The following is a 21,676-nucleotide window of genomic DNA, read 5'->3' as shown; positions in this document are numbered from 1 at the left end:
ATGGCGTCATCGCTGAGCCCCCTCGTCGATCTGTGTGGTCTTGGCCGTCAGAAGTGCTTCGAGTTCCGCGGCGGACATCGCATCGAGGTCCGGCGGGCCGTCCGCGGCGGACGCGCCCGCGCGGTCGGGTGCCGCCTGCGGCGGCGCCGGCGCGGCGGCGGTGAGTCGCGGCCGGGTGCGTATGGGGAACGCCAGGTCCGCAGGGCAGGGCGGCACGGCGACGATGTCGGCGTACACGTACTCAAGCCCGGCCGGGCACATGATCAGGCCCCGTTCCCCAGAGGGGAAGCGGTCCTGCAGCGCCACGGCGATCGTGCGGGCCGGCAGGTCCAACTCGGCTTTGCCGAGGGCGTGTGGCTCACCCTCGCCGTCCACGAGGAACCAGAGGATCTGGTCCTCGGAGTGCTTGCTGAGGACCGTGCGGGAATGGTCGACAAGCGATCGTGTGTCCCGGCCCGGCATCCGACCGTCCTCTCAATATGCGTGACCGTGCGTGAAATTCCTTGCATGCGCGGGCCGCGCCGCGCATTCCTGTTGCGTTTTCAGTTCGCCTTCAGCCCGTCATCGGCGACGGTGGCCGGACGCCTATCACGAGCAACCGTGCGGATGCCGACCGTACTTGTCATGTGCCGTGTTCGGTGAAGAGGCCGGAGTGCGGCCGGGAGAATCGCGAAAAGGCGGTGCGCAGAGGTGGCCGGCAAGGGCGGTCGAGGCACCAACCAGAATTCTCCTGGGATTTACGCCATGCGCAGGGCAGCATCCATCACGTCCCGCCGACCCGTCAACAAGAGGCAGGGATAGAGTAGGCGGCGGACCCAGCGGAATCGCGGCCGCGCGAAGAGACACCCTGACACGTCACGCGCTCACCGGCTTTGTGCGGAACCTGTTGATGGCTGACACGTGCCGGGCCCGCACTGTCGAGTCGCGTACCCCGAGCCCGCCTTCGGGCGCCAGACACAGCACCCCGACCTTGCCCTGGTGCAGGTTGTGGTGCACGTCGTACACGGCCTGGGCGGCGCGTTCGAGCGGCACTGCCTCCGACAGCGTGGGGTGGATCTTCCCCTTGGCGATGAGTCGGTTGGCCTCCCACGCCTCGCGGTAGTTGGCGAAGTGGGTGCCGATGATCCGCTTGAGGTTCATCCACAGGTATCGGTTGTCGTAGGCGTGCTGGTATCCCGAGGTGGACGCGCAGGTCACGATGGTGCCGCCGCGGCGGGCCACGTACACGCTCGCGCCGAACGTCTCGCGGCCCGGGTGTTCGAAGACGATGTCCGGGTCGTCGCCTCCGGTCAGTTCCCTGATCCGGGCGCCGAACCGCCGCCATTCACGCGGGTCCTGCGTCTGCTCGTCCTTCCAGAACCGGTAGCCATCGGCGCTCCGGTCGATCACCAGCTCTGCGCCCATTCGCCGACACGCCTCGGCCTTCTGCGGGCTGGACACCACACACACCGGGATCGCCCCGCCGTTGAGCGCCAACTGCGTGGCGTACGAGCCGAGTCCACCGGATGCGCCCCAGATGAGCACGGTGTCGCCCTGCTTGACTCGGGCGCCGTTGGCGGAGACCAGTTGCCGGTACGCGGTGGAGTTCACCAGGCCCGAGGCGGCCGCCTCCTCCCAGGTGAGATGCCGCGGCTTGGGCATCAGCTGGTTGGCCTTGACCAGAGCCAGCTCGGCAAGCCCGCCGAAATTCGTCTCGAATCCCCAGATCCGCTGCTCCGGGTCGAGCATGGTGTCGGAGTGGCCGTCGGGGCGGTCCAGTTCCACCGACAGGCAGTGCGCGACGACCTCGTCGCCGGGCGACCAGCCCGCCACTCCTGCGCCGCAGCGCAGCACCACACCGGACAGGTCCGAGCCGAGGACGTGGTAGGGCAGATCGTGCCGGGCCGCCTGCGGCGAGGTCCGGCCGTAGCGGGACAGGAAACCGAACGTCGGTATCGGCTCGAAGATCGAGGACCACACCGTGTTGTGGTTGATCCCGCTGGCCATCACCGCCACCAACACCTCGCCCGCGGCCGGCTTCGGCGTTGCCACCTCGTCCAGGTGCAGTGATCGGCGCGGGTCCTTGTCCCGGCTCGCGAGGCCGTCGAACATCGTCGTCTCATCGGCGTGGAGAACCACCCCTCGGTAGAACTCGGGCACCGGCAGGTGGCCCACCTCGCCCAATTCGCCCGCGAGGATCGCATCGAGGATCTTTTGCATTGGTTCCGGACCTCTTTCCGGCTCGGTCTGCGAAGAACAGGGCGCGGTGTATTTGCATTCCCTCGGAAGAGGGGACGCAAATGGGAGTCGCCTGGTGTCTGTTCCACGGTCGCCTTGCCGAATTGTGGAGGCAAGTGCGAGATGAATGTTGACACTTGGCCGACGGTCGAGTCCAGCGGCCAGAGGTTCGCACGCGGTCTATCAAAGGGTGCTCAAAGGTGGGCTCACCTCAGGGCGATTGCAAAGTCCGTTGATCGTGCGTTGGCGCAGGTTGGTTGAGTCCGAGGAGGCCAGACGGTCTCGCGGCTCGGCCAGCGGACCCGTCGCGCGATGGTGACGGGTGGGCGACTTGGCCAGGCAGACGGTGGCGGACTGACGGCACATCGAGGCTCCGGTTCGGCACAGCGACTTGAAGAGGTCACCCGTTCCGACCGGAGCTTCGTTGTGCGGGCCACGGCCCCAGCCGGCACCCTCAAGCCGCCGTGGCCTGCCCACTCACCTGATCAACTCGACTTCGCAATCGCCCTGGCGCTCACCTGGGGGCGTTCAACTGGCCGAACCGAACAGTTGAACAGCCTGAGCGGGCTGAACAGGGGAAGTCCCGGAGTTTTGGGGGTACTGAACTCCGTCGGCGTGGATCTCCGATCGATCCCCAGTCGGTCTCCATGGGAGCAGCCGACGATCTGGAAAATCCCCCTTCACGTCAACCCCCGGGCCGACGTGTTCAACCGGCCGAATTGGTTGGTTGAACGTTCCCGAGCCGGTCGATGCGGGCCCGTCCAGCAACCGCGCAGGAGTTCGTAGGGGATCTCCCTGATACCGGATGGGGGTTTCCCCTGATGCCGGAGGACCTTCGTCCGGTTACGGTGAGCCAGGTTGGACTGAACAGGGCATCTCCGTGTCGCCTTGCACTGGCAGTCCATGCGAGAAGCACACCGTGCCCGGCGTTCGACACCCGGGTGACGAGACCGAGGAGGAATCTGTGACCGACAGGGGTGCCAAGGGGTTAGCGAAGGGGGCGAACATGCGCAGCACGTCGGCTGGTTGGACCACGGGACGCATCGTCGCCGTGGTGGTCGGTGCGGTCCTGTCCCTCGTGGCGTTGACGTTCGCCAGTCTGGGCGGTACCGCCCTGTACATGGCGACGGCGGACGACGGCTACATCGATCTGGGTACGGACCGGTACGCGCACCGCACCGAGACGTACGCCATGGCCAGCGACAGCTTCCGCGCCGACAAGGAGATGGCGGGTCTTTACAAGGACCTCCGGATCACCTTCACGCCGGACAAGGCGGGTGACCCGGTGTTCGTCGGCATCGCCGACAAGGCCGGGATGCAGCGGTATCTGGCCGGCGTACAGCATGTGACCATCCATGAGTCGAGTTCCAAGGGCGACACCCAGAGCAAACACTCGGGTGCTGCGCCCAAGACGCTGCCCGGTGAGGCCGACGTGTGGGGCGCCAAGGCCGGTGGTCAGGGTGCGCAGACGCTCAACTGGTCCGTGAAATCGGGCGATGTCGCGGCGGTCTTCATGAAGGCCGACGGGTCGCGCGGCCCCTCCGGCAAGGTGACCGTGGCGGCGAAGATCGCGTGGTTGCCCTGGATCGGCGCCGCGCTGCTGGCCGCGGGCCTGGTCATCCTGGCCGGATCGGTGGTGTACCTGATGGTCCGGCCGATCCGCCGGGCGCGGGGGCGCACCGCCTGACCCCTGTGTACGAAACCCACGGCGCAGGCACGGTCCGTCCGTGCCTGCGCTCTGTACTGTCCGGGCCTCGCCGGCCGCACTCTCGTCCACCCGCGCTGACTCGGCGTTCTGCGTGCGCAGTTGCCTCCGTCCGCCTCGAAGGGCGATGATCCTTGGCGCGGCTCGACCCTGTCGAGCGCAGGGCGTGTGACCAGTCGGCCGGCGGGTGTCGAACATGGACAGATCGATCACCGCTGGATAGACAAGCACGCGATGCTCCGGGCGGAGGGCCGATCGTGGCCGCACAGCGCAGGGGCTTGAACTCTTCTCAGGTACTCGTCCAGCCCAACCGACCGGCCATCAGGCCGTGTTGACACAGCTCGACGTGCCCGAACGCCGGTACCGCGGCCCCCACCAGGCGCGGCCGGTGAGTCGGGGACACCACAGACGCAGACCGACGCGAAGCCGGGAGCACACGTGCGGAAACCCCGCGCCGCCGAGACCGACGATCAGGAGACTGGCGCATGACTGACATCGACCTGACCAGCCTCACGCCGGAGCAGAAGCGCGCGCTGCTGGCAGAGCGGTTGCGGCGCAAGAACGGCCACCGGCCGGCGGCACGGGAGCGGCGCTTCGCCGCCTCGTTCCCCCAGCAGCGCATGTGGTTCCTGGACCAGCTCAACCCGGGCAGCGCCGCCTACAACATCCCGGCCGCGGTGCGCGTACACGGCCTGCTCGACGTGGAGCTCTGGCGCCGCAGCCTCGCTGAGATCGTCTGCAGGCACGAATCGCTGCGCACCACGTTCGAAGAGGCCGACGGCGAGCCCGTGCAGGTCGTCCACGAGACCGGTGAGCTGGAGCTGACCGTCGAGGAGTGTGCGCACCTGCGCGGCCCAGAGGGCGAGGAGGGCATCAAGGAGCTGGCGCACCGGGAGTTCGCCCGCCCCTTCGACCTGGGCACTGGGCCACTCATGCGGATGAGGTTTCTGCGCCTGGCCCCTGACGAGCACGTCCTGCTGCTCACCATGCATCACATCGTCGCCGACCTGTGGTCGACCTCGGTCCTGTTCGGCGAGCTGGTCACCCTCTACCAAGGCCACCTCACCGGCACCAAGGCCGAGTTGCCCGAGCTGTCCGTCCAGTACGCCGACTACGCGGCCTGGCAGCGCAAGCAGCTGACGGGTCCGCGCTTCGCGGACGAACTGGAGTACTGGAAGACGACCCTCGAAGGCGCCGCGCCCATCCTCGAACTGCCCACCGACCGGCCGCGGCCCGCGGTGCTTGGCTCGGCCGGCGGTTCACGGCCGTTCAGGCTGCCCGCCTCGGTGATGAGCGGCGTACGCGAACTGAGCCGGCGCACCGGCGCCACCCCGTTCATGACGCTGCTCGCCGCCTACATCGCCCTGCTGCACCGGTACAGCAGGCAGGACGACGTCGTCGTCGGCGTGCCCGTGGCCAACCGCGGGCAGTCCCAGGTCGAGCAGCTCATCGGCTACTTCGTCAACACGCTCGCGATCCGCAACGACGTGTCGGGCAACCCGACGTTCACGGAACTGCTCGGCCGGGTGCGCGGTGCGGCCCTCGGCGCCTTCGCCCACCAGGAGGTGCCGCTCGAGCGGCTGGTGGAGGAGCTGCGCCCGGAGCGCGATCTGTCGCGCTCGCCGATCTTCCAGGTGTCGTTCGTGTACCAGAACATCCCGGTGCCGGAGTTCGGCGTCGGCGGGCTGCGCCTGGAGCTGATGGACGTGGCGAGCTCCACCGCCCGGTTCGACCTGGAGCTCCAGGTGTTCGAGCAGGGCGACGAGCTCAGCGGCTGGTTCGAGTACAACGCCGAGCTGTTCGACGCGGCCACGATCGACCGCATGGCCAGCCACCTGAAGGTGCTCCTCGACAACCTCCTCGCCGACCCGGACCGGCCGATCCTGGACGTCGCGCTGTTGACCGAGGACGAGCAGCGCGCCCAGGGCCAGGAGCGGGCCGACAGTCGCAACGAATGGCCCGACGACCTCCTGACCCATCAGCGCATCGAGCGGCAGGCGGTGCTGCGGCCCGACGCCGAGGCGGTGTACTGCCAGGGTGAAACGCTCACGTACGCCCAACTTGACGCGTCCGCCAACCAGTTGGCGCACCGACTCAAGCGCCTTGGCGTCGGGCGTGATGTCATGGTCGGGATCTGCCTGGAGCGCTCGCTCGACATGGTCGTCGCGGTGCTCGCCGTCCTGAAGGCGGGCGGCGCCTACGTGCCGGTCGACCCGAAGCTGCCCAAGGACCGCATGGCGTTCATGATCGAGGACGCGGGCCTTCCCGTCCTGATCACCCAGAGCTCGGTGGTGCCGGGCCTGCCGGAGTCCGCGGCTACGACGTTGTGCGTGGACGAGCTGCGCGAGGATCTCGCCACCGAGTCCACCGAGGTCCTCGGCGAGCCGGTCGACGGTGCCGACCTCGCCTACGTCATCTACACATCGGGGTCGACCGGCCGCCCCAAGGGCGTCCAGCTGCCGCACCGCGCGCTGCGCAACCTCTTCTGGGCGATGAAGCAGTGGCCGGGCATCGACGCCGACGACAGCCTGATCGCGGTCACCACCCTGTCGTTTGACATCGCAACCCTCGAGCTGCTCCTTCCGCTCGTCGAGGGCGCCCGCGTGGTGCTCGCAACCCGCGAAGTAGCCACGGACGGAAGACTGTTGGCGGAAGAGATGGCCGCCACCGGCGCGACCATGATGCAGGCCACCCCGTCCACCTGGCGGATGCTGCTCGACGCCGGCTGGCCGGGCCGCCCGGGCCTGCGCGGCCTCATATGCGGCGAGGCCCTGCCCCCCGACCTGGCGCGGCGCCTGCTGGCCAAGGGCGTGGACCTGTGGAACATGTACGGCCCGAGCGAGACCACGATCTACTCCCTGGGCACCCGGATCGTGGACGACACGATCACCATCGGCCGGCCGATCGCCAACACCGAGGTCCACATCCTCGACCCCGAGGGCCGGCCCGTGCCGCCGGGCGTGCCCGGTGAACTGTGCATCGGCGGCAGCGGACTCGCCCGCGGCTACATCAACCGACCGGAGCTGACGGAGCAGCAGTTCATCCCTAACCCGTTCGCGTCCGACCTCGCCGACCGCCTGTACCGCACCGGCGACCTGGTGCGGCGCCGTGTCGACGGCACCGTCGACTACCTGGGCCGGCTCGACCACCAGGTCAAGCTGCGCGGCTACCGCATCGAACTCGGCGAGATCGAGTCGGTGCTGATGCGCCAGGACCCCGTCAAGGACTCGGTCGTCGTGACCCGCGAGGACCAGCCGGGCGACCAGCGCCTTGTCGCCTACGTGGTGCCGGACCCGGCGGTCGGCGGAACCGACGAGCTGCGCCGCCGGCTGCGGGCCGCCCTGGCCGAGAAGCTCCCCGACTACATGGTCCCGTCCGCGTTCGTGTTCCTCGACGCGCTGCCGCTGACCCCCAGCGGCAAGACCGACCGCGGCGCGCTGCCCGCGCCCGAAGGGCAGGAGACCCGCACGGCGGCGTACGTCGCGCCCCGCGACGCTGAGGAGCAGGCCCTGTGCGACCTGTTCGTGCAGGTCCTGAAGGTGCCTCAAGTAGGCATCGACGACGGCTTCTTCGCCCTCGGCGGGCACTCGCTCCTCGCCACCCGCCTGGTGGCACGGATCCGCGGCGCGCTCGGCGTCGAGGTGCCGGTGCGCGCCCTGTTCGAGAAGCAGACCGTGGCCGAGCTGGCCGAAATGCTGCGGCAGGGCGGCGGCGAGGCACGGCCCGCGCTGAGCCCGATGACCCGGCCCGACCCGCTGCCGCTGTCGTTCGCCCAGCGGCGCCTTTGGTTCCTGCACCAGATGGAAGGCCCCTCGCCCACCTACAACCTGCCGGTGGTGCTGCGCCTGACCGGTGCCCTCGACGTGGACTGTCTGCGGGCCGCCCTCGCCGACGTCGTCGCCCGGCACGAGGCGCTGCGGACAGTGTTCCCGGACACGGGCGCGGTGGCCTGCCAGCAGATACTCGCCCCCGAACAGGCGCGTCCCGCCCTGCCGGTCACCGAGGTCGACGAGGCAGGACTGGACGACGCGGTGACAGCGGGGGTCCGGTACTCGTTCGACCTGACCCGGGAGATCCCGCTGCATGCGGAGCTGTTCTCGCTCGGCGCCGAGGAGCACGTCCTGGCCGTCGTCATCCACCACATCGCGGCGGACGGCTGGTCCCTCGCCCCGCTGCGGCTCGACCTGGCGGTCGCCTACCGGGCACGCCTGGCGGGGCAGGCCCCCGACTGGCCGCCGCTTCCCGTGCAGTACGCCGACTACGCCCTGTGGCAGCGGCAGTACCTCGGTGCGCAGGACGAGGCCGACAGCACCTGGTCGCGCCAACTCGACTACTGGCGCGGCGCTTTGGACGGCCTGCCCGAGCGGATCGCCTTGCCGATCGACCGCCCGCACCCGGCCGAGGCCTCCCACGACGGCGACACGCTCACCTTCCAGTGGGACGCGGAGCTGCACGAGGGCCTGGCCCGACTGGCCCGCGGCTGCGATGTCAGCATGTTCATGGTCCTCGACGCGGCCATGGCGGTGCTGCTCGGCCGCCTCGGCGCCGGCACGGACATCCCGATCGGCGTTGCCACCGCAGGCCGTGACGACCAGGCCACCGAGAACCTGATCGGCTTCTTCGCCAACACCCTTGTGCTGCGTACACGGATTGAGGAACGGCAAACGTTCCGGGAACTGCTCGCCGCCGTGAGGGATCGCACCCTCGACGCGCTCGCGCACCGGGACATTCCGTTCGAGTCCCTCGTGGACAGTCTGCGCCCGACCCGGTCGATGTCCCACCACCCCCTCATCCAGGTCATGTTGTCCTGGCAGAGCGTGACCGACGAGACCTTGGACCTGCCCGGCGTCGAGGCGACGCCTGTGGTGCGGAGCACCGGAACGGCGCGCATGGACCTCGTTCTGCTTGTGCACGAGCACCTCGCGGGCGACGGCACACCGCGTGGCATCGACGGCGGCATCGAGTACAACGCTGACGTCTTCGACCCGGACACCATACGCACCATGCTGCGCAGGCTGCGCCAGGTGGTCCTGGCGATGATCAGCGACCCGGACCAGGCGGTCGGCGACGTCGACTTGCTCACCCCGGCCGAGCGGCATCGCGTACTCGAGGAGTGGAACGGCACGGGTGGCCAGCAGCCGGTGGCCGGGCTGCCAGGCCTGTTCGAGGCGCAGGCGGCCCGCACCCCGGACGCCGTCGCGGTCAGCTGCGGCGACGAGCGGCTCACCTACCGCGAACTCTCCACCACCGCCGACCGGCTCGCCGCGCGGCTGCGTGCCCTGGGGATAGGCGCCGACGGCGCCGAGGACGCGGTGTGCCTGCTGATGGAGCGCTCGGTGAGGGTGCCCGTGGCGATCCTGGCCGTGCTCAAGGCCGGCGGTGTGTATGTGCCGCTCGACCCCCGCTACCCCGAGTCCCGCATGCGTCTGGTCATGGCCGACACCGGGGCGAGCGTGCTCCTCGTGGACGGCGACAGGCCGGCGCACCCCACCGTCGACGGGGTCCGCGTACTCGATGTGACGGCCGAACTGTCCGCCACGGAAAGCGAGTCGGGCGGCGCCGCCGTCCCTCGGGCCGCGGACGGGCCCGACCGGGCGGCGTACGTCATGTACACATCCGGCTCCACCGGGCAACCCAAGGGCGTGACGGTCACCCACCGCAACGTGGCGAGCCTCGCCGCCGACCACGTGTGGCACGACGAGAACCACACCCGGGTGCTCATGCACGCCCCGACCGCGTTCGACGCCTCCACCTACGAGCTGTGGGTGCCGCTGCTCTCCGGCGGCGAGGTGGTGGTCGCACCGGCCGGTGAGCTCGACCCGGACCTGCTGGTGCGAACCATCCGCGAGCGCGGTGTGACCTCGGCGTTTTTCACGGCCGCCCTCTTCAATCTGCTGGTCGAACGCGACCCCGGGGCCCTGGCCGGGATGCGCGAGGTGCTCGCCGGCGGTGAGGCGCTCTCGCCGCCTGTGGCCGCCAAGGCGCTGGCCGCATGGCCGAAGACCGTCCTCACCAACGGATACGGTCCGACGGAGACGACGACGTTCGCGTCGCTGCACAGAACTCGCGAGGTGGTCGACGGCACCGTGCCGATCGGCACACCGATGGACGACACCCGCGCCTACGTCCTCGACGAGCGGCTGCGCCCGGTGCCGGTCGGCGTGCCCGGCGAGCTCTACCTCGCCGGAGCGGGCCTGGCCCGCGGCTACTTCGACAAGCCGGGCCTGACCGCCCAGAGATTCGTCGCCTGCCCGTACGGCGCTCCGGGTGAACGCATGTACCGCACCGGCGACTTGGTGCGCTGGCGCGCCGACGGCACGATCGAGTACCTCGGCCGCACCGACGACCAAGTCAAGATCCGCGGCTTCCGCATCGAACCCGGCGAGATCGAGAACGCGCTCGCCACCCATCCGGCCGTAGCGGACGCCGCCGTCGTGGTGCACCAGAAGCCCACCGACGGCAAGAACCTCGTCGGCTATGTTGTCCTCGCCGACGGCGCGCACGCCGAGCCCACCGAGCTGCGGTCGTACGTGGGTGAACGGCTGCCGCAGTACATGGTGCCCGTCGTCGTGATGGTCCTCGACGCTTTCCCGATGACCGGCAACGGCAAGCTTGACCGCCGCGCGCTGCCCGCCCCCGCCCTCGGCGCGGGCACCGAGTCCCGGGCCGCACAGACGCCGGTCGAGCAGACCCTGTGCGCCGTGTTCGCCGAGGTGCTCGGGCTGTCGGAAGTCGGCGCCGAGGTCGGCTTCTTCGACCTGGGCGGGGACAGCATCCAGGCCACCCAACTGGTCGCGCAGTCCCGGACGGCGGGCCTGGTGTTCACCGTCCGCGACGTGTTCACCCAGCAGACGGTGGCGGGCATCGCCCGGGTGGCCAAGGCCGCCGACGCGGACACCACGGTGACCGTCACCGACATCGGCACCGGCGAGATCCGCCTGCTGCCCGTCATGGAACGCCAGCGGCACCTGGGCGGCTCGGTTGTCGGCTTCGACCTGTCTGCGACCGTCGGCCTTCCGACCAACGTGGACGAGGCCCGTCTGGTCACCACGCTCCAAGCGGTGGTCGACCAACACGACGCCCTGCGTACGCGGTTGGAGATCGGGCCCGACGGGCAGTGGTCGCTGCACGCGGACGAGCCGGGCACGGTCCGGGTCGCCGACATCCTGCGCCGCGTGGACATCAGCGGACTCGCCGACGCCGACGCGCGGACGCTGATCGCCGAGGAGACGGCCGCAGCCAAGCGGCGGCTCGACCCGGCCGAGGGCGTGATGCTGCAGCCGGTGTGGTTCGACACCGGGGCAGACCGCCCGGGCAGGCTGCTGCTCGCTGTGCACCACTTCGCCGTCGACGGTGTGTCATGGCGGATCTTGCTGTCCGACATCTCCGTCGCCTGGGACGCGGTCGCCGCGGGCCGCAAGCCGGTCCTCGCGCCGGTGGCGACGTCACTGCGCGGCTGGGCCGACCGGGTGGCCGGCGGCGTGGGCATCGCCCGACACCGCGCCGAACTGCCGGTGTGGCAGGACGTCCTGCGCGACGCCGAGCCGCTGGTGGCCGGGAAGCTGGACGCGGACCGCGATGTCACCGGCACCGAGGGACGCCTTTCGCTGACCCTGTCGGCCGAGGACACCGCTCCGCTGTTCGGGCAGGTGCCTGCGGTGTTCCGGCGCGGCATCCAGGACATACTCCTGACCGCCTTCGGGCTCGCCGTCGGACGGTGGCGCGCCGGCCGGTCCGGCCAAGGAGGTGCCCCGGTGGTGCTCGACGTGGAGAGCCACGGCAGGCACGATCATCTGGTCGACGGCGTCGATCTGTCCCGCACGGTGGGCTGGTTCACCAGTGTCCACCCAGTCCGCCTCGACTGCGGCGCGCTGCCGTGGGAGGACGTGACCGGTGCGGGCGGCGAGCTGGCGGCTGCGGTCGCCCGCACCGGCAAGCAGCTGCGGGCGATACCGGAGAACGGCCTCGGCTACGGCCTCCTGCGCCACCTGGACCCGGAGACCGCGCCGCTGCTCGCGGCACTGCCCGAGCCGCAGGTGCTGTTCAACTACCTCGGCCGTGTGCCCGTCACCGACGAGGAGACGCCCTGGCTGCCACTGCGGGACGACACCGCGCCCGGCACCACCGGCACCCGGCCGCTGTCCCACCCGCTCGAGATCAACGCCGTCACCCAGGACGGGCCCGACGGCCCGCAGCTGGTGGCCAATTGGAGCTGGGCCGGCTCGCTGCTCACCGAGGACGAGGTCCGCGAACTCGCGGACGCCTGGTTCGACGGGCTGCGCGCCGTCGCCCGCTGCGCGGCCGCCGTCGAGAACGGCACGGTCGCGTTGGCCCGCGACGACCACGAGCACACCGCGACCGTCGGCGCGGCCGACCCGCTGACCGCCCCGATCCCCACAGCCGACCGCAGCGACGGCGCCGGACTGTCCTTCGGGCAACTGGAGTTCCTGCTCCAGCCGGTCGGCCCCAACCACGCGCACCACGCCGTCATCACCGCGTTCCGGGTGACCGGCGCACTCGACACCCTCGCCCTGCGCCGCGCCCTGGACGACCTGGTGCGCCGCCACGACATCCTGCGCACCCGCTACGTCCAGCGCGGCTCGGCCACCTTGCAGTTCGCCGACGGCCGTCCCGAGTGGCCGATCGAGACGGTCGACCTGCGCACCTACCAGGGGGAGGCACAGCGTGAGCAGCTGCGCGAGCTGCTCACCAAGGAGACCAAGCACACGTTCCGCATCGAGGACGGCAACTTGGTCCGCGGCCAACTCATACAACTCTCCGACCGTGAACACGCGCTGGTCCTCGTGGCGCACCACATCCTGGTGGACCACTGGGGGATCGGTGTGGTCACCGACGAGCTGTCGGAGCTGTACGCGGCCCACACGGCGGCGCGCCGGCCGGAGCTGCCGGACGTGATGGTCCAGCACCTGGACTACGCGGCGTGGGAGCAGGGGCTGCTTGCCGGCGGCGCACTCGACGAGCACGTCGCGCACTGGCGTAAGGAGCTGACAGGTGCGGCGCGCAGGCTCGACTTCGAGGCGCCCGAGCACCAACTCGACGATTTCATCGAGGGCTTCAGCCACACCGTCGTGGTTGACGCCGCGGTCATGTCGGCGGTGAAGGAGGCCGCACGCCGCGAGGGCGTGACCCTGTTCATGATGCTGATGGCGGCGTTCCACGTGCTGCTGCACAGCTACACGGGCGCGACGGACATCGCGGTCAGCCACCCGCTGGCCGGCCGCGAACGACCGGAGACCAAGTCGATGGTCGGCCCGTTCATCAACATGATCCTCAACCGCTCGCGGATGGCCGACGACCCGACCTTCCACGAACTGGTCCAACAGGTCCTGCAGGGCGAACTCGACGCGTACGTGCACCAGAACGTGCCGGTGCGCGCCCTGGTGCACGACGGCGTCGTCGGGGACGGCAACCAGCTGCCGCTGCGGGTGATACTCAACCTGCTCGGTGTGCCGGCCAAGTCGCTGACCCTGGACGGGCTCGAGGTGGCGCCCCTGGACGTGCGCATCGGCGACGAGACCCCGCTCCCGGAGCTGATCGCCGCCATCGAGCCGCACAACCTCGACCTCTACCTGGTGGCCCGTGACGTTGAGGGCGAGCTGCGCGGCCTGTGGGTGTACGACCCGGACTCCATCGAGCCGCCGGTCATGGGCGCGCTGGTACGCCAATGGCCGCGGGTCCTCGAACTCGTCTCACGGCAGCCTGAGCTGACGGTCTCGCAGCTGCGCGAACTGGTATGGGCAGGGCAGGACCACACCACGGACGACCGACGCGACCGTTGACCGCCGCCCCGACCAGGGCGCATCCACCACCAGACCAGCCGTTGTCCCGATCGACGGCGGAATGCAGGGAACATGACCGACACCATCACAGCCATCACCAATGGCCTGCCGACGCTCCGGGAACGGCCGCTCGACCCGCCCGGGACGCTGCGTGCCGGGGGCGCGATCCGCCGGATGACCTTTCCCGACGGCTACCAGGGCTGGCTCGTCACCGGGTACCAGCAGGGCCGGCAGATCCTGTCCGACAAGCGCTTCAGCTCGCATGCCTCACACAAGCACCTGGCATTCCCCTCCAACCGCCCGTCGGACCTCGAGGCGGACATCCCGGGCCTGTTCGAGCATTTGGACCCGCCGGACCACACCCGCTTCCGGAAGCGGCTGGCCGGCCAGTTCACCCTGCGCCGGATGCGTCTGCTCGCCACCCGCATCGAGGAGATCACCGCGCAGTACGCCGACGCGATGCTGCGCACGGGGCCGCCCGCGGACCTGGTCACGGACTACTCGGTGCCGGTGTCCTCGCAGGTGATCTGCGAGCTGCTCGGGGTGCCGGTCGCCGAGCGCGACCGGTTCGTGGGCAACTCGGAGAACCTCCTTCGCCTGGACATCGAGCCGCAGGAGGTGCAGGCCTCCCTGAAGGACCTCGTCGACCTCATCGGCGAGCTCCTCATGCGCAAGAAGTCCGACCCCGCGGACGACGTCCTGAGCGTCCTGGTGACCGGCGACGACATCACGATCGAGGAGTCCGTCGGCGCCACCTTGCTGCTCCTGGTCGCCGGGCACGAGACCACGGCCAACATGCTCTCGCTCGGCACGTACGCACTCCTGAACAACCCCGACCAGATGGCGCTGTTGCGTGCGAACGAGGCACTGATCGAGAGCGCGGTCGAGGAGCTGCTCCGCTTCCTCACCATCGTGCACGTGGGCGTACAGCGCACCCCAACCGAGGACGTCGAGATCGACGGCGTGACCCTGGGCAAGGGGGAGACGGTGCTGATCCACCTTCCCACCGCGAACCGCGACCGCGAGCAGTTCACCGACCCCGACCGGCTCGACATCACCCGAGGCGGGCACAGCCACCTCACCTTCAGCCACGGCATCCACCAGTGCCTCGGGCAGCAACTGGCCCGCCTGGAGCTGCGCATCGGCTACACCGCGCTGCTGCGCCGCTTCCCGGACCTGCGCATCGTCGGGAACCCGGACGAGATTCCGATGCGCTCCGACATGACCGTCTACGGCGTGCACCGGCTGCCGGTGACGTGGTGACCAGCTGCGGCGACAAGGAGAGCACCATGACGCATCCCTTCGACGACCCCGACGGCGTCTACCAGGTTCTCGTCAACGAGGAACAGCAGCAAAGCCTTTGGCCGCGCGACGTCCGCGCGCCCGCCGGCTGGTCGCCGGTGTTCGGCCCGGACACGCGGGACGCCTGCGTCGACTACGTCGAGTCCCACTGGCTCGACCTGCGCCCGGCCTCGACGCGGGCGGCTCGGTGACGACCGCGACGGCGGTGCGGTCACCCCTGCGCAGCCCGCAGTTCCGCAGGGTCATCGCCGCAGAGTTCATCTCGTCCGTCGGTACCCAGATGACAACGCTCGCGCTGCCCTGGTTCGTCCTGATGACCAGCGGCTCACCGGCCCGCATGGGCCTGGTGTTCCTCGCCCAGATCCTGCCGGTGCCGCTGCTCAGCATGCCCGCCGGGCTGCTCGTGGCTCGCTGGGGCGCCCGCCGCGTCACGATCGTCGGCGACCTGTGCAGCGCGACCCTGGCCGCGACTGTACCCGTCCTGTACGTCGCGGACCTGCTGCCGTTCTGGGCGCTTTTGCTGATCGTGGCCGGCATTGGCTGTGTCGCGTCGGCCTACCTGTCCGCGCAACGCATGCTGCTCACCGAGACCATCGACCTGGACGAGGGTGTCGTCACCGCGGGCAACGCCCTGTTCGAGACGGCGACTTCGACCGCGCGCCTGGTCGGCCCGGCCATCGCCGGCTTCTTCATCGCCCAGTTCGGCGCGCTCAATGTGCTGTGGATCGACGCGGCGTCGTTCGTGGTGTCGGCCGCACTCCTGACCGGGCTTCCGCGCCGTGCGACGACACCGCAGGCGTCGTCGGCGCACAACATGACCGAAGGCGTGCGCTATCTGTTCAAGGACCCGGTGCTGCGCACGATGTCGCTCGCCGCGCTCGGGTACGGCACGCTCATGCCGGTTGTGCTGCTCGCGCTGCCCGTCATCGCCAAGAGCCGCTACGACGCCGACCCCCATGCGGCCGGCTGGCTCTTGGCCGCGTGGGGCGGCGGCACCGCGTTGGGCACCGTCGTGGTCGCCCGGCTCGCCCGCAAGATCTCACCGCCCCGGTTGGCGGCGGCGGGCGGTGTCGGCGCTGCGGTCGTGCTGTGGCTGCTGCCCTGGGACCAGCCGGTCACGACGCTGATGCTGACCGTGGCGGCCAGCTGCATGTTCCTGCCCGGGGTGACCGCGCCCGCCGTCTCGTTGATGATGCTGCGCCCACCGGAGCACCTGCGGCCGCACGTGTTTCCGGTGTTCGGCGCCGCCGTCTTCGTCGCGAGCCCGATCGCTTACGGGGTGGCGGGCGTACTGTTCGAGCACCTCTCGGTCGGCACGGTGCTCACGGCGGTCGCCGTGGGGGCGAGCCTGTGCGCCCTGGTGCTGCTGAACCTGGTGCGCCGCCCGGGCCGGCCCTGAGGATCGATCCGGTTGCCGGGATCGATCCCCAACCGATCTGGCCGAGCCACAGCGGAATCCACGCAGTGGAACCGCACCCTGACCGACGCACCACCCAACCCGCCAGCGGCCCACTTCGTCGGGCACCGGGCGCCTGGCTAGGGCGGTGCGCGTCGTGCGGAACGCACGTCCGTCGAAGTCATCGACGTGCTGATCCCTGATGGTGCGCGAGACGGGGAATGAAGGCCGCGGTGCGGCGGACGAGAGGCCGCCGTCACGCAGGTCGAAGCGCGAGGGGCTCGGGCGAGTGGACGGCGCGGTCCGGGACGACGCGCTCTGCTCCCGGCAACTGCTGGCGCACTGACGCGAGCGGGAACGCCGGCCACTGATCCGTTCGTTGATGGCGAGACCTGTAGTCCGCGGCACCATTCTCAAATCAACGCCACAAGCCCGGGGCTGCCTCGGCGCAGCAGCCCCGCCGAGTCTCCGCACACGCTTCTGTTTACCGTCCAGGCCCCTACTCACACCCAATGCTCAACCGTCACCACCTACGGAACGACACTGTCGACCCGCTCCGTGCTCTCCTCGGAGAGGATAGTTGATCTCGTGTCATGGCTGATCCTTTGCTGTGTTATTCGCTGTTGTTGACGAGGAAGTTGTTGCCCAACGTAGGCTGCGTGAATCCGATAGCCGCTTGAGCGGAGAGTGACTCGGATCGGATCGGTAAGGCTCTGTTCCGCTTCGCCGTGACGGGGCTGGCAAGCAACCAGATCGTTGACCGAGAGGCTGCCTAGTGACCGAGACAGTTCACGCCGATGTGCCCGTGAAGAACAGCCACCGAAACTTTTCCGCACCTGAAGTCGAGAGCGGCGGTCTCGCTGTCGGGCAATGGACCACTCGGGTAGATATCAGGTCGCTTTTGCCGGCCGACTCTCCCCGTGCCGCTGGAGAGAACATCAAGCACACCCGCTTGCTGGCCGAATCCGGAGCGCGGCTGCCGCCCATCGTCGTGCAGCGCTCGACCATGCGCGTCATTGACGGGATGCACCGGCTGCGGGCAGCCGTACTCCGCGGTGAGACCGAGATCGAGGTGCGGTTCTTCGACGGAGCGGAAGAGGATTGCTTCCCCCTCGCGGTCAGGTCCAACACCGCGCACGGACTGCCGCTGTCACTGGAGGAGCGCGCGGCGGCCGCCAAACGCATCATCCGCTCCCACGCCCAGTGGTCGAACCAGGCGATCGGCGAGGTTACGGGGCTGCACGCGAAGACGATTGCGGCGTTGCGGCGGTCCACCGAGGGTGTGCCTCAGGTGGCTGCCCGGATCGGCAGGGACGGGCGGGTCCGGCCCCTCGACGGGGCGCAAGGGCGCATGCTGGCCGGCGAATTGCTGGCCGAGCGCCCCGACGCCCCGCTGCGCCAGATCGCCCGTGCGGCAGGGGTGTCGCTGGGCACCGCCTCCGACGTGCGCCGGCGGATCCGCAGTGGCCAGGACCCGGTCCCGACCGGACGGCGGACGGCCGTTCCGTCGTCACCGGCCGGGGGCGCGGCGCCGGGCAGTCGGCGCGGTGCGGCTGATCCGAAGGCCATGACGCAGAACCGGCGCGTCATGCTGTGGAAACTGCGCAAGGATCCCTCACTGCGGTGCAACGAGGTCGGGCGCGCCCTGCTGCGTTGGCTGGAGGTCCAGGCAGTGGAGGGCGAGGAATGGGAGCGGCTGCTGGACAGCGTGCCGAGGCACTGTACGGCAGCCATCGCCGAACTGGCGCGGGGCTGTTCGGGGGCCTGGCAGGAATTCGCCGCACAACTGGAGCGGCGCTGACCGGCCAGTGCGTGACATGCGCGAAGCGGAACGAGGCGCCGCGGTGTCGCCGAACCGGTTCTCGGCGGTTCCCTTACGAGCTCTCTTGTAAACCAGGAGGAATGGCGATAGGAATTCGGCACAGACCTTGTCCGTGCCGGTCAGCCGTCACGTTCGGCCGACCCCCGACTGCGAGTAGGTGCGGGGATGACCAGAATTCCAGCCCCCCGGCGGGGCGAGGGCACACTACCGCGAAGATTCGGTCAGCGTCTCAACCAGCTGATTTCTGCCATCTATCCCGACGAACATACGCGTCCCGGATGCGCCCGGTTGGCCAGAGAAGTCCGGCAAGCCACCGGAGGGACTATTTCCGGGACGTATCTGTGGGAACTTACAACCGGGAAAAAGGGGAATGTGACGCTCGATCAACTCGCTGTACTGGCCGAGTTCTTCGGAGTTCCCCCGGAGTATTTCCTCAACGATGAAGCGGCCGACCGAGTCGACTCCCAACTCGCGCCGGCGGAGGAACTGCGCGACGCCAAGGTCCGCAGTCTCGCGCTGCGTGCGGAAGGGCTTTCCATGGCAAACCTGGACGCGCTGCTCATCATGGTGGACGAGGTACGCAGGGTCCAGCGCCTCTCCAGCGCCGGAGATGCCGCGAGGGCAACGGGTCCGAAGGGCGATGTCGCAGAACACGGCTGAAGCCGCGCGAGGTTGCTCCGCCATACCACCGGGCGGCAGAGCAACCTCGTGACCCCGTCACAGGAGGTGGTGTTCAACCCGGGAAATTCCCTGGTTGAACACGAGTGGCGCGGGCGGGTGCGACGCTGACGTACACGGGGCCCGTACGTGGACGGACGCGAGGGTTGGGCGTCAGTAGACGAGGGGCGATTCCCGTGGGATGTCCCGGAGCGGCCGCATACCGGTTTCGGGGCCCGCACGGGACACGTCCAAATTGGCAATCAGGGGCGCGTGGCGACCTATTCCGCCCTGCTGAGCAAGGCATACACAACACCGAGACCGAGAAGGGACCGCCTCGGTCCGTCGAAAGCCGATGTCGGTGCAGCCCGACTTTCGACCTTGCCCGCACTCAGGTGAGTGCTCGACACTTCTTGACGCTCTCGCTCGTCACACGAGGTTCCCACCTGTGGAGATGCGGAACGAGAAAATCCTTCACAGGTGCAACGGCGCTACAGCGGTACAGCGGTACACCAGAAGTGTCTTCAACAAGGGAAAGAGGTCGAACTGTGCTGGATACGGCGGTAATCGGGGCTGGTATGGCCGGGGCGGCGGTGGCAGCGCAATTGGAACGAGCGGGTCGCGACTACATGGTGTTGGAGGCGGGCCCAAATCGCGGACGCGAGCACATCGCCGCAGACGAGGACTCCGCTCACCTGGCCGACCCAGCGCAGGATCCGTCCTTCGCTCCGTTCCTCGCGCAGCCCGGTGCGCTGTACGGCCCGTTATCCGGGTATCGGCGGCGCGTCGGCGGGCGGAGCCTGTACTGGCGCGGGATCTGCCTGCGTGTCGAGGACGACGTGTTGCGCGAGTGGCCGGTTGAGGTACGGCGCGCTTTGCTGGGAACCGGTGACGATCCGGGGCTCTACGCGCGAACCGAGGCGGCCCTTCGGACGTGGTGCGGCGGAATCCAGCTGACACAGGCCCGCACCGCGACGGAGCAGGCGATGGTGAAGGAACTGGCCGGGCTCGGATACCCGGCTGTGCCAACTCCCCGGGCGATACGGACGTTGGGACAGGGGCGTTGGGAGGCGTACTCCCCGGTCGCCGACCTGCCGTCGGAGCGCATCCTCACGGGGCACCGTGTCAGTGGCGTGCGGAAGCGAGCCGGTGGCGGCTACTCGCTGGTCCTCGACGACGGTGACGGGTCCACACTCGATGCCCGGCATGTCGTCCTGTGCGCGGGCACCGTCGGCAACATCGAGCTCGCCGACGGTCTGCTTCACGGCCGTAGCGGGGAACCGCGGCGGTACTCCCTCGTCGACCACGTGGCCTGCGGGATGCTCGTCGTGCACTCCGACGGTCAGCATGAGGCGATGGAGTCCTCGGTGCACGCGGGGTTCGACGCGCCGTCCCGCTCCAATCTGATCGTTGAACGCCAACGGCACGGCGAGGGGGTCCTCCTGGACGCCTGGACCATGGGGGAGCAACCGCCGAAGGCGACGTCCACCGTCCTGGTCGGCGACGCGACGAGCATCGTCCTGGAGCCCTCGGCCCGTGCCGCTCTCGACGCGGTACGCCGGGAACAGCGCAATCTGCTGGGGGAACTGGCCAGGCGCACCGGGCTCACCGCGCGCTTCCGTGAGGAATACGTCTCGTTCGACGAAGCCCTGGCCCAGGCTGAGGCGCGTCCGGGCACCGCCGTGGTCTACGACGCGGGGATCGGGGAACTCGACCATGAGAGCGGAGGGTTGGCGCTGGACGGGGAGCACGTGGACGTCAGCGGACAACTGCGGGAAGCCCCTGGTGTGGCTGTCGCCGGTCCGTGCCTCTTCCCCCGGGCAGGAGCGGCCAATCCGAGCCTCACCACGCTGGCTCTGGCGCAGTACGTCGTCCAGCGCATGCACTGACGCCGTGCGCTGCGCGCTCCAGGGCGGCCTTCGCGGGAACGGGCCGCCGCCGGTCTCGTGCCCCGGGTGAACCCAACTGGTAGGTCCAGCCGATTCTCGCAAAACCGAAGGCATTCCTCCCCATCGTGTGGCGAATTCTGCGCCGCTCGGCCTTCAGCGTCCGTTGAGGGAATCGCCGCCGTCGCGTTGGCGTGCTCTTCGGGACGAAGGGCTTTTTTCGAAGTACCGCATGGCCGGTAGCGCGTGGATGACGCCAATGAGGCGCCGATCGAGCCGCTTTGCCGCACGGTCCCATGAGGTCAAATCTGTCTGGTACAACTTTGGTTGGGACGGTAGGGTCGGCGACGATCACAGGAAGGCCACTTCATCGGCCAGGTGTCCCGAAAACCCTTACCGGCAGCTATGAGGCACTGCTTGGGAAAGTTCCGGCAGCGTGGCAGTCGCTCATCGGCTGCTTCCGCTATGAGTGCGTGGGGGATTATGCAGAAGGGCACGTCGGGTGACTCCGAAATCTCCTGGGATGGCGGCGATCGAGTCCGTGAACCCGATGCAACCGTCTGTGCGGCCGGACGCTTTCCAGGTTCCGTGGACATCCGGGATTTCCGGAGGAACACCGTTGGTGGGCAGGCCGACTTCCGGGCCGGCTCCTCCGGCACGACCGCGCGGGCAGCGATGCCGGGTGGTCCGCGGCCCCGGCCGGGCCACCGGTGACCGCGGAGCCCCGAGGGGCCGGGAGATGCCGGGGTGCCCCCGACCACCCGTGTGGGAGGCAGGCGTTGTGCTCGACGTCGTCTGCCGGACGGCGCCCCGGTCGCGATGGCCAAGGCGTTGCGGACCCCGGTTCGGACGCTGATGAGCGAACGGCCCACCATGACACCGAGCAAGGAG

At 69.4% G+C, this 21,676-nt stretch carries 10 protein-coding genes; 8 read left to right on the top strand and 2 right to left on the bottom strand.

Annotation, left to right across the window (positions count from 1 at the left end; genetic code table 11):
* Positions 1–6: 6 nt before the first annotated feature.
* Positions 7–462, bottom strand: coding sequence for a hypothetical protein (locus tag MOV08_RS00145; RefSeq protein WP_039628500.1), 456 nt, complete (start codon positions 460–462; stop codon positions 7–9).
* Between the two features lie 393 nt (positions 463–855).
* Entirely contained in the window at positions 856–2,199 is a 1,344-nt protein-coding gene (gene ccrA, locus MOV08_RS00140; RefSeq protein WP_275305680.1) for a crotonyl-CoA carboxylase/reductase, read from the bottom strand.
* A 1,024-nt stretch (positions 2,200–3,223) separates the two neighbouring features.
* Here ccrA and MOV08_RS00135 point away from each other — a divergent pair.
* The 8 genes from MOV08_RS00135 (at position 3,224) to MOV08_RS00100 (ending at position 20,788) form a co-directional block, all read left to right on the top strand.
* Positions 3,224–3,904, top strand: a complete 681-nt coding sequence (locus MOV08_RS00135) for a hypothetical protein (RefSeq protein ID WP_052286352.1) — start codon at positions 3,224–3,226, stop codon at positions 3,902–3,904.
* A gap of 503 nt (positions 3,905–4,407) precedes the next feature.
* Positions 4,408–13,722, top strand: a complete 9,315-nt coding sequence (locus MOV08_RS00130; RefSeq protein WP_275305679.1) for a non-ribosomal peptide synthetase — start codon at positions 4,408–4,410, stop codon at positions 13,720–13,722.
* A gap of 72 nt (positions 13,723–13,794) precedes the next feature.
* Positions 13,795–14,985, top strand: coding sequence for a cytochrome P450 (locus MOV08_RS00125; protein WP_039628494.1), 1,191 nt, complete (start codon positions 13,795–13,797; stop codon positions 14,983–14,985).
* A gap of 26 nt (positions 14,986–15,011) precedes the next feature.
* Positions 15,012–15,215: an MbtH family protein gene (locus tag MOV08_RS00120; RefSeq protein ID WP_039639774.1), complete on the top strand. Its 204-nt coding sequence runs from the start codon at positions 15,012–15,014 to the stop codon at positions 15,213–15,215.
* Positions 15,212–16,423: an MFS transporter gene (locus tag MOV08_RS00115; protein ID WP_275305678.1), complete on the top strand. Its 1,212-nt coding sequence runs from the start codon at positions 15,212–15,214 to the stop codon at positions 16,421–16,423. The genes MOV08_RS00120 and MOV08_RS00115 overlap by 4 nt, the downstream gene beginning before the upstream one ends.
* A 772-nt stretch (positions 16,424–17,195) precedes the next feature.
* Positions 17,196–18,221 carry a ParB/RepB/Spo0J family partition protein gene (locus MOV08_RS00110; protein WP_275305677.1) on the top strand — a complete coding sequence of 342 codons (1,026 nt, stop codon included), beginning with the start codon at positions 17,196–17,198 and terminating at the stop codon, positions 18,219–18,221.
* A 393-nt stretch (positions 18,222–18,614) separates the two neighbouring features.
* Positions 18,615–18,902 (top strand): hypothetical protein, encoded by a 288-nt coding sequence (locus MOV08_RS00105; protein WP_239009845.1) that lies wholly within the window; start codon positions 18,615–18,617, stop codon positions 18,900–18,902.
* Between the two features lie 104 nt (positions 18,903–19,006).
* Entirely contained in the window at positions 19,007–20,788 is a 1,782-nt protein-coding gene (locus MOV08_RS00100; RefSeq protein WP_338057112.1) for an NAD(P)-binding protein, read from the top strand.
* The last annotated feature ends 888 nt before the right edge of the window (positions 20,789–21,676 follow it).

Origin of the sequence: Streptomyces yunnanensis, assembly GCF_029011865.1 — a bacterium.
GTDB lineage: Bacteria > Actinomycetota > Actinomycetes > Streptomycetales > Streptomycetaceae > Streptomyces > Streptomyces yunnanensis.
The sequence above is the reverse complement of the archived record's forward strand: the minus strand, read 5'-3'. Positions and strand labels throughout refer to the sequence as shown.

Excerpts from the sequence above, each read along its gene's own strand:
- MOV08_RS00145 (WP_039628500.1), bottom strand. The coding sequence starts at position 462 with ATGCCGGGCCGGGACACACGATCGCTTGTCGACCATTCCCGCACGGTC.
- ccrA (WP_275305680.1), bottom strand. The coding sequence starts at position 2,199 with ATGCAAAAGATCCTCGATGCGATCCTCGCGGGCGAATTGGGCGAGGTG.
- MOV08_RS00135 (WP_052286352.1), top strand. The coding sequence starts at position 3,224 with ATGCGCAGCACGTCGGCTGGTTGGACCACGGGACGCATCGTCGCCGTG.
- MOV08_RS00130 (WP_275305679.1), top strand. The coding sequence starts at position 4,408 with ATGACTGACATCGACCTGACCAGCCTCACGCCGGAGCAGAAGCGCGCG.
- MOV08_RS00125 (WP_039628494.1), top strand. The coding sequence starts at position 13,795 with ATGACCGACACCATCACAGCCATCACCAATGGCCTGCCGACGCTCCGG.
- MOV08_RS00120 (WP_039639774.1), top strand. The coding sequence starts at position 15,012 with ATGACGCATCCCTTCGACGACCCCGACGGCGTCTACCAGGTTCTCGTC.